Source organism: Hyalangium sp. (assembly GCF_045802625.1).
GTDB lineage: Bacteria > Myxococcota > Myxococcia > Myxococcales > Myxococcaceae > Hyalangium.
Map to the genome: position 1 here is coordinate 32,400 of NZ_JBJMQP010000078.1, position 12,988 is coordinate 45,387.

Below are 12,988 nucleotides of genomic sequence, written 5' to 3' on the forward strand. Positions count from 1 at the left end.
ACGGCTCCTGGGTAGGGGGCGCATCCTACCTCTGACCTTGTCGAAGAAGATGCCGGATACTCCGCTGGCCATGCACGCGCTCCTCCTCGCCTTCGCGCTCACCACCGATGACCCGATCCGTGCCGCGCTCGTCGCCGGCAAGCTCGACGACGCCGCAAAGCTTGCCCAGGCGAAGGTGAAGACGGACAGCTCCTTCGCCGCCTGTGCCATGGCGATCGTCGAAGCGAAGGGCGACTTCAAGGCCGCGTCCGAGCTGCGCAAGCTCGTCCAGGCAGCGCCCGCCCCTCCGCCCGCCCCTCCGCCTGCCACGAGCCCCGCGCCCGCACCGCTGCCTCCGAAGGGGGCGACCCTCTTCGTCACCGCCTCCGCGCTCGCGCTCCGCGACAAGCCGTCGCCGCAGGGGAAGCTCCTGACGATGCTGCCGATCGGGACGGCGCTAAAGCTGCTCGGCGGCAAGAACGGCTTCGCCGAGGTGCAGGCGCCCTTTCCGGCGGGGCCGAGCGTCATCGTCGACGGCGAAAAGGTCCGCCGCACCGGCGCTCCGAAGGCCAAGGGCTTCGTCGCCGCTGAGTTCCTGGGGCCTACCGCGCCCGACAAAGCGGGGCTCTCGGGCAGGGATGATCTCGCCTCGCTCGAGCGCCTCGTTGCGCTCGACCCCTCCGACAAGGCGGCGGTGATGAAGCTTGCCGGGAAGGCCTACGACGAGGGCAAGTGCCCGATGGCGGGCCACGCCGCGGAGATCCTCTCGGGCCGCTTCGCCTCGACCGGCGGCTGGCGGATCGAGCGGTACGACGAGCTCGGCGGTTGCAAGTCCGACGACCACCAGGGCACCGTGATCCTCGATGCCGCGACGCTCAAGGCTCCCCAGCGCGCTGCCGCGAACACCTGCGTGGTGAACATTCCCGCGAACCCGAAGCCCTGTGGCTACTGTCCCTACGAGTACGGCGGCGACCCGGGCGACGGCGAGAAGGAGCGCGCCGCCCAGCAGCAGTACGAGGCCGACATGGCACCCTACAACGCCTTCAAGGAAGCTTTCCCCCAGGGCCCCTACGTCCACCTCCTGCTCCGGCGGCTCCCCGGCAAGCCCGAGCCGGTCTTCGCCTGGTCACTCGCCCCCACCCCGCAGCGGCCCATCGGCTGTGGCGAGCCCGCGCCGGAGAACTGGGATCCGGGCGAGCCGCCCACACCGTCCCGCTTTCTTCTGGCCATCCCGAAGCTCGAGCCCGGCGCGATGGTCGACATCTGGGTGAAGCCTCCGCAAGAGGGCTACGGGTACGGCGTGGCAGTCGGCGGCATCGAGAACGGGGTCGATCCCACCCCCGAACCGCAGTGCTGCTGTGATTAGCGCCACGGCCCCAAGGCCGCGCTCGCGGCCCCAGGTCTGGCTGTCAGACAGGTTCGGGGCATGCGCCGCCGGCAGGGCGGCTCAGTGGCTCAGGATGAGCCTGTTGAGGGATGAGGCTTGAGCGACTACTTCTTTTCGATGAGCGCGCCGGCACGGCCCTGGACCGTGGCGCGGCCAGGATGGGACTCGATCGCCGCGGCCACCACCGCCTTGGCGCAATGCGCCCACTGGTAGCCTTTCAGGATTTCATAGCATTGCCTTGCCTGACCGAACCGCGCCTGCAGATGGGTCTGCAGGTTGATGATCGCCTCGGCCCAGGCCTCGGGCCGCTTGTCGAATGCATCCCGAGCAACCACGCCCAGGAAATCCGCCGGCTTCAGCGGACGGGAGAGACGGTGGTCGAAATCCTTGACGACGAAGACCTCGCCATCGCCGCCGAAGATGTCCTTGTTGGACAGGAACATGCCGGCACCGCTGATCTCGTTGGCCAGCACTGGAACGCCGCAGGCCAGCGCGTCGAAAGGCACCAGGCCGAAATGCTCGATGTAGGAGGGCATCAGGATGGCGTGGTACTTCTTCACCTCGCCGCTGACATCATTCGTCTTGCCCAGAATGTTCACCTTGATTTTGCGCGCGCTGTCATTTCCCAGCATGCCATTGACGAAGTGCTGCACGTCGTCGCTGCTCACCTTGCCACGGGAATAGACACGGTCATCCCAGTAGCGGATGTCGATGCAGATGTCGCTCGCGCGCAGCTTCAGGGCGGCGAGGAGCAGATCCTCCAGCCCCTTGATGGGGGCGCTGGCTCGACCGAGGAACAGAAGTTTCAGGGTCGGATTCGGCGCCGTGTAGGCCACGGGGGTCTGTTCCACATCCACTCCGCCAATGCATTCGTGGATAGCGGGGTTGGCCCCCTTGGGCATGTAGTAACGCACGCCGGCGCCGATGAACGGACCCACCGGGATGATGACGTCAGCCAGGGGCATCCAGTCCTGTTCCTGCTTCACCTTGTCCTTGGCGACCTCGGTGTTGATGTTTTCCTCGTAGGCCTCGTAGCCGGCCAGCACCGAGCCTTCCACCGGGATCGAGTGGACGAAGTAGGCGACCTTGGCGCTGTGGAACCAGGTCTTCTTGAGATGGATGGCCGCGGGCCCCGAGAAACGGGAATGCCCGATGATGACGTCGGGAACCCAAGTGTCGCCCAGCAGAGCCTTGACGGCGGGATCGCACACGACGCTCTGGTCGTTGAGCAAGGCATACAGCGTGGTGCGGTCTTTCTCGCCGGCCGCCCCGCCAGGGTCGCTCATGGCCTGGGTCTGGTGGTTCTTGATCTGCAGCAGGGCGGCTCCACCATGCTCCTCGGACTGTGGAGAGAAGGCAGGCTTGAGTTCCAGGGTCAGGAGTTTGACGTCATGGCCCTCCCCCTTCAGCGCCTTCGTCAGAGCCGCGTTGAAAACGGCCAGACCGCCACCGAAATTGCGACCGCTGTACGGCAATACGATCAGAATCTTTTTCACGGTTAAGCCCTCCGGCGTTCACAAGCCGAGCACCTGCCGGGGATCGGCGGACACATGCGGCCTGCTGAATAGACGTTGGGCTTCACATCTTGTGACCCTCTACCGAGGGGCGAATGCTGCGGACGGATGCCCCCCGGATTGGGCGCCGGGCCGGGGGGCAGGCCCTATGCCGTCAGCACCGACTCGAGGAGGGACAGGCCTTCTTGGAACAGGGGCTCGGGGATGGTGAGCGGGAACAGGAAGCGGATCACGTTGGCGTAGACTCCGCACGTCAGCAGCATCAGCCCCTTCTCCAGCGCCCTCGCCTGCACTGTCTTCGTGAAGTCTGGATCCGGGGTGTGGCTTCCAGGCTGGCAGAACTCCACCGCTAGCATGGCTCCCAGGCCTCGGACTTCGGCGATGCTCGGCACCCGGGCTCTCAGCGCCTCCAGCCGGCCTCGCATCACCTCTCCCAACTGGTTGGCACGCTGCACCAGGCCTTCTTCTTCAATCACGTCCAGCACCGCGTGCGCCGCCGCGATGGATAGCGGGTTGCCCGCATAGGTGCCTCCGAGCCCTCCCGGCGCCGGCGCGTCCATTACCTCCGCTCGGCCTGTCACCGCGGACAGCGGGAAGCCTCCCGCCAGGGACTTCGCTGTCGTCATCAGGTCCGGCGCTACATCGTGGTGCTCCATCGCGAACCACTTCCCCGTTCGCCCGAAGCCTGTCTGGATTTCATCCGCGATCAGCAGCATGCCGTGCTCGTCACAGAGGCGCCGCAGCGCTCGCATCAGCTCGGGCGGCGCTACGTAGAAGCCTCCCTCCCCTTGCACCGGCTCGATCAGGATCGCCGCCACCCGCTTCGGATCGATGTCTGCTTTGAAGAGGTGCTGCAAGGCTCGCAGCGTGTCTTCCACGCTCACCCCGTGCAGCTTTGACGGGAACGGGACGTGGTAGACTTCCGGCGGGAACGGCCCGAAGCCTGTCTTGTAGGGCACCACCTTTCCGGTCAGCGCCATGCCCATCATCGTCCGCCCGTGGAAGGCTCCGCTGAAGGCGATGACTCCGCTGCGGCCCGTGGCCACTCTCGCGATCTTCACCGCGTTCTCGATCGCCTCCGCTCCCGTCGAGAAGAATGTCGTCTTCTTTGGGAAGCCTCCCGGCGCCAGCTTGTTCAGCCGCTCGGCCAGCGCCACGTAGCCCTCGTACGGCACCACCTGGTAGGCGCTGTGCGTGAACGCGTCCAGCTGCGCCTTCACCGCCGCCACCACCTTCGGGTGCCGGTGCCCCGTGTTCAACACCGCGATGCCTCCCGCGAAGTCGATGTACCGGCGGCCCTCCACGTCCCAGAGCTCGCTGTTCTCCGCTCGCGCCACGAAGAAGGGCGCCATCACCCCCACCCCTCTCGGGGTGGCCGCTTCCTTGCGTCGCTGCAGGCTCGCGTTGTCCTTCATCTCTCTCGCTCCTCGCAGGGGCCCGGGACTGGGCTCTCGTTAGTACTTCACCATCACGTGCCGCACCGCCGTGTAGTCCTCGAGCGCGTACATCGACAGATCCTTCCCGTAGCCCGAGCGCTTCACCCCTCCGTGCGGCATCTCGCTCACCAGCATGAAGTGCGAGTTGATCCACGTGCAGCCGTACTGCAGCTCCGCCGCCACTTTCATCGCCTTGCCGATGTCCTTCGTCCACACCGAGCTCGCCAGCCCGTAGTCCGAATCGTTCGCCCACGCGATCGCCTTGTCCGCGTCCTCGAACCGCGTCACCGACACCACCGGGCCAAACACCTCGCGGCGGACGATCTCGTCGTCCTGCTGCGCTCCCGCTACCACCGTCGGCGCGTAGAAGAAGCCCTTGCTCCCTCCTCGCTTGCCTCCCGTGGTGACCTCGATGTGCTTCTGCTGCGAGGCCCGCTCCACGAAGCCCGCCACCCGCTGCAGCTGCTTCTCGGAGATCAACGGCCCCATCTCCACCCCTTCCTCCTGCTGCGTCCCCACCTTGATCGATGACACCGCGCTGCTCAGGTCCGCCACCAGCCGGTCGTACACCTTCGCCCCCGCATAGATGCGGCACGCCGCCGTGCAGTCCTGCCCCGCGTTGTAAAAACCAAACGTCCGGATCCCCGCCACCACGCTCTGCAAGTCCGCGTCGTCGAAGACAATCACCGGCGCCTTGCCTCCCAGCTCCAGGTGCGTCCGCTTCACGCTCTGCGACGCCGCCTGCAACACCTTCGAGCCCGTCGCCACGTCTCCCGTCAGCGACACCATCCGCACCTGCGGCTGGTTGATCAGCGGCGCTCCCACGCTCTCGCCCCGGCCCGTGACGATGTTGATCACCCCCGGCGGGAAGAGGCCCGCGATCAGCTCCGCCAGCTTCAGCGTCGTCAGCGGCGTCTGCTCCGAGGGCTTCAGCACCACCGTGTTCCCCGCCGCCACCGCCGGCCCCAGCTTCCATGCCGCCATCATCAGCGGGTAGTTCCACGGCGCGATCGACGCCACCACTCCCAGCGGATCCCGGCGGATCATGCTCGTGTAGCCCGCGGCGTACTCGCCCGTCGCCATCCCCGTCATGCACCGCGCCGCCCCCGCGAAGAAGCGGAACACGTCCGCGATCGCGGGGATCTCGTCATTCAGCGCCAGCGCGTAGGGCTTGCCGCAGTTGCGGGACTCCAGCCGCGCCAGCTCCGCTCCCTTCGCCTCAATGGCGTCCGCCAGCTTCAGCAGCGCCGTGGCTCGATCCTTCGGCGGCGTCCGAGCCCACCCCGGAAACGCCTTCTCCGCCGCCTTCACCGCCGCCTGGATCTGCGCCGGCGAGGCCTCGGGGACCTTGGCCAGCACCTCGCCGGTCGCCGGATCCAGGATGTTCTCCACCGCGCCCTCGCCTGCCACGAACTGCCCGTCGATGAACTGCTTGCCATCCATGGGGGTCGTCTCCTTGTCCTGCGGGAGGGGCCTGGGCGGCCGCCTCGGCTTGCGTCACTTGCTGCTGCCGGCCACCTGCTCGGTACCTCGCGTGAGGCGCCACGCCAGCAAGAGCGGAATCGCCGTGATCGTCATCACCACCAGCGCCACCACGTTCGTCACCGGCACGTCCCTTGGCCGCCCGAGCTGGTTCAACATCCAGATGGGCAGCGTCCGCTCGTGCCCCGCCGTGAACGTGGTGACGATGATCTCATCGAAGCTCAGCGCGAACGCCAGAATCCCACCCGCCAGCAGCGCCGTGGCCATCTGCGGCAGCAGCACATACCGGAACGTCTGCAGCCCATCCGCCCCCAAGTCCATGGACGCCTCCACCAGCGAGTACGGCATGCGCCGCAGCCGGGCGACCACGTTGTTGTAGACCACCACCAGGCAGAACGTCCCGTGCCCCGCCGCGATCGTCCAGAACCCCAACGTCACTCCCGCCAGCTTGAACGCCGACAGCAGCGAGATGCCGGTGATGATGCCCGGCAGCGCGATGGGCAGCGCGAACATCAGCGTCAGCGTCTCCCGGCCGAAGAACTGCCTCCGCGCCAGCACCAGCGCCGCCAACGTCCCCAGCACCAACGCCAGCGCCGTGGCCGCCAGCGCCACCTGGAGCGATAGGCTGATGGCCTCCAGCACGTCCTCGCGCTCGGAGGCCACCCGGAACCAGTGCAGCGTGAAGCCCTTCAGCGGGAAGCTAAAGGCGCTCTCCTCCGTGTTGAAGGCGTAGAGGCACACCACTGCGATCGGAAAGTGCAGGAACACCAGCCCGCCCCACGCGAGCACTCTCAACCAGTGGGGAGCACGAGGCCCGCGGGCCGCCGCCGATTCAGAGCGCATCGAACGCCCCCAGTCTCCGGGCGATGGCCAGGTAGAGGCCCACCAGGACAATGGGCACCACCGTGAACGCCGCCGCCATGGGCAGGTTCCCGATGGAGCCCTGCTGCGTGTAGACCATCGCCCCGATGAACAGCCCCGGCGGCCCCACCAGCTGCGGGATGATGTAGTCCCCCAGCGTGAGCGAGAAGGTGAAGATCGATCCCGCCACCACGCCCGGGAAGGACAGCGGCAGAATCACGGTGCGGAAAGTCTGCGAGGGCCGCGCGCCCAGATCCGCCGAGGCCTGGAGCAGCTGCGGCGCCACCCGCTCGATCGAGGCCTGGATGGGCAGGATCATGAACGGCAGCCACACGTAGGTGAACACCAGGAAGCGGCCCAGGTTCGACGTGGAGAGCGAAGTGCCTCCCACGTAGGGCAGCTCCAGCACCCACTCCAGCGCGCCCGTCAGCCCCAGCTTGCCGATGAACCAATAGAGGATGCCGCCCTTGGTGAGGATCACCGTCCATGCGTACGCCTTGACGATGTAGCTGGCCCACATGGGCAGCATGATGGCCACGTAGAACAGCCCCTTGCGCAGCCCCTCCGTGTAGCGCGCCACGTAGTACGCAATTGGGAAGGCCACCACCGCCGAGGCCACCGTCACCGCCGCCGCCATGCCCACCGTGCGCAGGACGATGTCCGCGTTCGCATCGTCCAGCAGCGCCTGGTAGTTCGCCCAGGTGAGCTCTCGCGAGACTTCCATGGTGAAGTCATCGAACGTGTAGAAGCTCTGCGCCAGCAGCGCCAGCAGCGAGCCCAGGTACACCACTCCGAACCAGAGCAGCGGCGGCGTGAACAGCAACAGCAGCCGCAGCGTGCTCCGGCGATAGAGCAGATTGGAGATCGACCGCCCCACCCCCACGCTCGCGGCGGCCATGCTCACACCCCCGGCTCCAGCTCCACCATCGCCTGCCGGGACCAGGCCAGCCGCACCGCCTCGCCCGGCGAGGGCCGCAGCGCCTCATCCTCCGAGTTCGGCACGTTCACGCTCAGCAGCGGGCCTCCGGGCACCTCCACCGTGTAGCGGCTCGTGGCCCCGTGGTACTGCACGTCCATCAGCGTGCCCTCCACGCTCAGGCGATCGGCCTCCGCCTCGCGCACGAAGCGGATGTGCTCCGGCCGCACCGCGAAGGGCCGCGCCGCGCCGGTGAGCCGGTTGGCCAGCTCGCCCTCCACCACGTTCGAGCTGCCCACGAAGCGCGCCACGAACACCGTGCGCGGCTTCGTGTAGAGCCCCTTCGGCGTGTCCACCTGTTCGATCTTCCCCTGGTTGAACACCGCCACCCGATCCGACATGGAGAGCGCCTCTCCCTGATCGTGGGTGACATAGATGAAGGTGATGCCCAGCCGCCGCTGCAGCGACTTCAGCTCCGTCTGCATCTGCTCGCGCAGCCGTAAGTCGAGCGCCCCGAGCGGCTCATCCAACAGCAGCACCCGGGGCTTGTTGATGATCGCCCGAGCCAGGGCCACGCGCTGGCGCTGGCCTCCGGACAGCTCGGCGGGGCGGCGCTGGCCATAGCCCTGGAGCGCCACCAACTCCAGCGCGGCCTCGGCCTCCGCGTAGCGCTTCTTCTTGTCCACCCCCTTCACCCTGAGCCCATACGCCACGTTGTCCCGCACGTTCATATGCGGGAACAGCGCGTAGTCCTGGAACACGGTGTTCACGTCCCGCTCGTACGGAGGGACGCCCGCGGCCTCCTGGCCGTGCAGCAGGAGGCTGCCCGAGGTGGGCTGCTCGAAGCCGGCGATCAGGCGCAGGCACGTGGTCTTCCCCGAGCCCGAGGGCCCCAGCAGCGAGAAGAACTCCCCATCCTGGATGGAGAGGGAGAGCTCCTCCACGGCCCGGACGGTGCCGTAGTGCCGGCTGATCCGCTGCAGCTCGACGGCCGCCGTCACGGCGCTCAGCGCCCGCCCATGATCGCGATGTAGTCCTGCGTCCACTTGCTGTAAGGCACGCATGTCCCCTGGCTAGCGCATTTGGCGATGGGCGTCTTCCAGAAGTGGACCTGCTCGAAGCGATCGAAGCCGTTTGTCTTGCAGAAGTCGCTGCCCCCCGGCGCCGCCGTCTTGCAGGCGTCAGGAACCACCGGGTTGGAGCCAAACCACTCGGCCAGCGCCGCCTGCACGTTCTTGTTCAGCGACCACTCCAGCCACTTGTACGCGCACACCGGGTTCTGCGCGTCCGCGTGCATCATCGTCGTGTCCGCCCAGCCCGTGGAGCCCTCGGCGGGGATGGTGGAGGCCACCGGCTGCTTGTCGCCCTTCAGCCCGTTCACCTGGTAGGGCCAGGAGCTGGAGACGGCCACGCCCTCGTTCTTGAAGTCACTCATCTGCACGGTGGCGTCATGCCAGTACCGGTGGGTGAGCGCCTTCTGCGCCCGCAGCACCTTGAGCACCTCGGCGTACTGCTTGTCGTTGAGTTCGTACGGATCCTTGATGCCCAGCTCCGGCTGCTTCTTCATCAGGTACAGCGCCGCGTCCGCCACGTAGATGGGGCCGTCATACGCCTGCACCCGGCCCTTGTTGGGCTTGCCGTCCGGCAGGTTCTGCGGCTCGAACACCACGGACCACGAGGTGGGCGGCGTCTTGAAGATGGTGGTGTTGTACATCAGCACGTTCGGTCCCCACTGGTAGGGAACGCCGTAGTGCTTGCCGTCCACCGTGTGCCAGGGCGCGTTCTTCAGCCGCTCGTCCACCGCCTTCCACGAGGGGATCAACTCCAGGTTCAGCTCCTGCACCTTCTTGCCGAACACCAGGCGCAGGCTGGCGTCCCCCGAGGCGGTGACCAAATCGTACCCGCCCTGGTTCATCAGGCTCACCATCTCGTCCGAGGTGGCCGCCGTCTTCACGTTCACCTTGCAGCCGGTGTCCTTCTCGAACTGGGAGGTCCAGTCATACTTCTTGTCCGACTCGCCCCGCTCCACGTAGCCCGGCCAGGCGATGATGTTGAGCTTGCCCTCGGGCTTGCCGAGCTGCTTGGGAGGAGCCGCCAGGGCCTGGCTCGCAGCAGCAATCACCACACCAACGGCCAACGGCTTGAGGTTCCGCATCCGCGTCGCTCCTTGGGTTCATGAGGGCAAGCCCCAGGCTTACCCTACTCGGGGAAGTGCACGACGATGCCATTTCCCACGGCCCAGATGTCCTGGCGCGAGCTGGCGGCGATGTCCTTGAGCGCCCCGGTGGCGGTGAAGTGCTCCACCCAGCCCCCAACCACGGGCCGGCGGATCTTCCCGTCCTGGCTGGCGATGTAGGCCGAGTAGGCATCCGGCGCGGACACGCTGTTGAGATCCACCTTCATGCTGGGATCGGGGCTGAAGAAGTACCAGGTGGCGTTGCCGTCCCACCACAGCAGCAGCCCCTTCTTGCCCACGGCGTAGGCATGGGTGCTGTCCCACGCCCAGAGCCCCTGCACCGTGCCGTTGTTCGCCGAGGGCACGCCCGACAGCGTGAAAGAGGCTCGCGAGTCCGTGGTGACGTTGTAGCTATGGATATCGGCAGTGCTCGAGGAGTTGCCGGCGGCGAGGAGGAGCGTGGAGGGCGTCACGCCATGGATGTCCCAGTAAGGGTCTCCGGAGGAGCGCTGGAACTTCAACGTCGGCGCGTCGCCAGGAGTCCACGAGTAGAAGGCGCCCTCGTCATTCACGACATAGAGCGTGGTGGTGCCGCCGGACTCGAAGCCGATGATTCCTTGCAGGGGCCGGCTCGAGGGGGTGTTGCTCGCGCTCGCCGTGCTCGAGGAGGTGCAGGAAGCGGCGTTCGCCGTGTACATCGCCAGGCTGCCGCCGTCCCCGGCCAGGAACACGCTCCCATCACTGGGCCGCACCCACGCGGCGTTCCAGTTGATGTTGCCGCACTTCTGGTTGAAGTCGGTGAAGGCGCCCGTGCTGGAGCCCCGGTAGATCAGGGCTCCGCTGAGTCCCGCGATCCATACCTGGAGGCCCCCCGTGCCCAGGGCCACGGTGTTCCAGCCGTGGCTGGTGGGGATCGTCGGGCTGCCCAGCTGCTTCCAGCCCTTGCCGGCGCAGACGGCGGCCTCGTCCGTCTTCCCGTTGGCGCAGTTGTTGTCCCGATCGTCGCAGAGCTCGGTGCCCGTGCTCTTGTTGTAGGCGTCCAGATCGTCGCAGTCGGTGTGGTTGGTGACCTTGCCCGCGGGCACCGGATCCGTGGCGCAGACGTTCTGCGGCGCGCTCCCCAAAGCGCCCTCCCCGTCTCCATCCGCATCCGGGTAATAGCTGGTCGGCGGCAGCGCATTGCACTCGGTGCCCGTGTGGGCGCTGTTGCACACGTAGGTGCCCGGGCAGCCGGTGTTGGAGCAGGACTGCCCCTTCTGGGTGAAGGGCTCGTCAATGCCTCCCGCGCAGTTGTCGTCCACGCCGTTGCACAGCTCGGGGTTGCCCGGGAACCGCGCGGGATCCTTGTCGTCACAGTCCCCGCTGAGCGCCACGTAATGGGAGGACGGCGCGCAGGCGTGCACGGGCGCTCCCGCTCCCACGCCGTCGCCGTCCTCATCCAGGTAGTAGTCCGAGAAGGTCAGCCCATCATCCACGCCATTGCGACAGTCATTGTCGCGGCCGTCGCACACCTCCGTGGTGATACCGGGGTTGCTCTCCTTGTCCGAGTCGTCACAGTCCGTGCCGCCCGAGGAGGGGGCCATGTAGCCATCCCCGTCCGCATCCGTCGCGCTCAGGGCCACCTCGAGCGTCTCCACCCCCGCCTTCTCCAGGGTGTACTCGCGGGTGGCGCGGGCCACCTCCGGCCCATCGCACTTCTGCTCGTGCGCGGTGACGGTGATGGCCAACGTGCGGCCCCAGTCCGCCCCCCGGAACACGGCGATGTCCACCTTCGCGGGGGGGAGCCGGCCCTTGACGACGATCCGCTGGGACTGCGCCTTGGCGGGCGCGTCCTTGTCGTGCGCCTCCACGACGATGCAGCCGGCCCTGAAATCATAGGACGCCTGCACATGGACCGCCGCCTCGGTGGCTCCAGGGGGGTGCCCGCAGCCGAGGAAGAGGAGCGCCAGGGGGAGAAGAATCAGGCCTTTCATGGGCGCGGATTGTAGACGCGCTACGTCGGCGCGGGCGAGCGCCGTGAGAACAGCACGGTGGCCACCTCCGTCATCACCACCTCGCCCTTCTGGTTGCGAGCCTCCAGCCGCGACTTGAGGGCGCCGCGATCCGGCTTGCTGCGGGAGGGCGTGCAGGCGAGCACCTCGAGCCGCACCGAGAGTTCATCCCCGGGCCGCACCGGGAGCAGCCACCTCAGCTCGTCCAGCCCCGGCGAGCCCATACTGGCGGTGTTCTTCAGCAGGCCCTCCACGAGCAGGCGGTGGCAGATGGACGCGGTGTGCCAGCCGCTGGCAATGAGGCCTCCGAAGATGGAGCGGCGGGCCGCCTCGTCATCCACGTGGAAGGGCTGGGGATCGAACTGGCGGGCGAACGCGAGGATCTCCTCGCGCGGCACCACGTACGAGCCCAAGGAGATCACTTCACCGGGCTGGAAGTCCTCGAGGTAGCGCATGGGCCCGGCAGTATGCCCCGGGCCGACGCCGGAGTGCGGGGGGATCCTTCGCCTCCCGGTGCGACGCGGAGGTGAAGCGGCTCGAGGGGCTCGGCGCCAGGCGGATCGAGTTCGTCAAGAGCTGGTGGGTCATGGAGGCACCCACGGGCCAGCGCTTCTGTGTCGTGCGTCCGCAGCGCGGGGACAGGTCGGCCCCCATGCGAATACGTGGCCGCAGGAGCGCTGAGCCCGAGCGAGCCGGGCCTTCGCTCCCGTCGAGGCGCTACGCCACCCGGGCCTTCATGCTGAGGGGCTGAAGTTGCCCCACCAAGGCCCCGGCCAGTTTCTGCGCCTGGGCTGGCGGGATGTTCTTGAACGGGCTGGGAGTCAGTGGATCCCAAGCAGTGGGGATCCAGTGCCCGCTCCCCACTGGTGGGGACCTGAGGTCCACTCCCTGATGGGGAGTCAGTTAAAAACGAGGTCTGCTCCCCACCAGTGGGGAGCGAAGCCTCCTTCCCCATCCTCCACCGTCTCGTCTCGTGGACTCTCAAGCCCACGAGCTTGGACGGTGGCCCGATGCCCCGTCTTCGCAAGTGTCTGTTTTCTCAGCAGTCCAGGTCCTGGCCCGCCCTCTGCAATCTGCTGGGGCACGGCCGGCTGGTTCAGCGGCCTCCGCTCGCACGGTCAAGCGGCGGGGGGATGCCTGGCGGTGTCCCCGGTTTGGAGTGACAGATGTTCAAGTGGAAGTTCAAGCAGGAGAAGAACGGAGTCAGCAGTCTGGATCTGGAGGGCATGACGCTGGAGCAGGCGCG

11 protein-coding genes are annotated in these 12,988 nt (G+C 67.3%); 2 read left to right on the top strand and 9 right to left on the bottom strand.

Annotated features, from left to right (window positions below; translation table 11 throughout):
• Window positions 1–37 precede the first annotated feature (37 nt).
• Window positions 38–1,345 carry a hypothetical protein gene (locus tag ACJ8AT_RS15210; RefSeq protein ID WP_407738446.1) on the top strand — a complete coding sequence of 436 codons (1,308 nt, stop codon included), beginning with the start codon at window positions 38–40 and terminating at the stop codon, window positions 1,343–1,345.
• Between the two features lie 125 nt (window positions 1,346–1,470).
• On the opposite strand, the gene ACJ8AT_RS15215 is transcribed toward ACJ8AT_RS15210, so the two are convergent.
• The 9 genes from ACJ8AT_RS15215 to ACJ8AT_RS15255 all read right to left on the bottom strand — a co-directional run bounded on the left by ACJ8AT_RS15215 (window position 1,471) and on the right by ACJ8AT_RS15255 (window position 12,197).
• Window positions 1,471–2,862 (bottom strand): glycosyltransferase, encoded by a 1,392-nt coding sequence (locus tag ACJ8AT_RS15215; RefSeq protein ID WP_407738447.1) that lies wholly within the window; start codon window positions 2,860–2,862, stop codon window positions 1,471–1,473.
• 164 nt (window positions 2,863–3,026) lie between these two features.
• A complete protein-coding gene (locus ACJ8AT_RS15220) occupies window positions 3,027–4,295 on the bottom strand; it encodes a 4-aminobutyrate--2-oxoglutarate transaminase (RefSeq protein ID WP_407738448.1) in 1,269 nt (422 codons plus the stop codon).
• A 39-nt stretch (window positions 4,296–4,334) separates the two neighbouring features.
• The gene (locus tag ACJ8AT_RS15225; RefSeq protein WP_407738449.1) at window positions 4,335–5,759 is read right to left on the bottom strand and encodes a gamma-aminobutyraldehyde dehydrogenase; all 1,425 of its coding nucleotides are present in this window, start codon (window positions 5,757–5,759) and stop codon (window positions 4,335–4,337) included.
• A 54-nt stretch (window positions 5,760–5,813) separates the two neighbouring features.
• Window positions 5,814–6,641, bottom strand: coding sequence for an ABC transporter permease (locus ACJ8AT_RS15230; protein WP_407738450.1), 828 nt, complete (start codon window positions 6,639–6,641; stop codon window positions 5,814–5,816).
• Window positions 6,631–7,557, bottom strand: coding sequence for an ABC transporter permease (locus ACJ8AT_RS15235; RefSeq protein ID WP_407738457.1), 927 nt, complete (start codon window positions 7,555–7,557; stop codon window positions 6,631–6,633). The genes ACJ8AT_RS15230 and ACJ8AT_RS15235 overlap by 11 nt, the downstream gene beginning before the upstream one ends.
• A gap of 2 nt (window positions 7,558–7,559) precedes the next feature.
• Window positions 7,560–8,576 carry an ABC transporter ATP-binding protein gene (locus tag ACJ8AT_RS15240; RefSeq protein WP_407738451.1) on the bottom strand — a complete coding sequence of 339 codons (1,017 nt, stop codon included), beginning with the start codon at window positions 8,574–8,576 and terminating at the stop codon, window positions 7,560–7,562.
• A 5-nt stretch (window positions 8,577–8,581) separates the two neighbouring features.
• On the bottom strand, window positions 8,582–9,730 hold the full coding sequence (locus ACJ8AT_RS15245; RefSeq protein WP_407738452.1) for an ABC transporter substrate-binding protein: 1,149 nt from the start codon (window positions 9,728–9,730) through the stop codon (window positions 8,582–8,584).
• Window positions 9,731–9,774: 44 nt separating this feature from the next.
• Window positions 9,775–11,724 carry a putative metal-binding motif-containing protein gene (locus ACJ8AT_RS15250; protein WP_407738453.1) on the bottom strand — a complete coding sequence of 650 codons (1,950 nt, stop codon included), beginning with the start codon at window positions 11,722–11,724 and terminating at the stop codon, window positions 9,775–9,777.
• A gap of 20 nt (window positions 11,725–11,744) precedes the next feature.
• Window positions 11,745–12,197 carry a MaoC family dehydratase gene (locus tag ACJ8AT_RS15255; RefSeq protein WP_407738454.1) on the bottom strand — a complete coding sequence of 151 codons (453 nt, stop codon included), beginning with the start codon at window positions 12,195–12,197 and terminating at the stop codon, window positions 11,745–11,747.
• A 71-nt stretch (window positions 12,198–12,268) separates the two neighbouring features.
• Between ACJ8AT_RS15255 and ACJ8AT_RS15260 the strand changes: the two genes are divergently transcribed.
• Window positions 12,269–12,493 carry a hypothetical protein gene (locus ACJ8AT_RS15260; RefSeq protein ID WP_407738455.1) on the top strand — a complete coding sequence of 75 codons (225 nt, stop codon included), beginning with the start codon at window positions 12,269–12,271 and terminating at the stop codon, window positions 12,491–12,493.
• Window positions 12,494–12,988 lie beyond the last annotated feature (495 nt).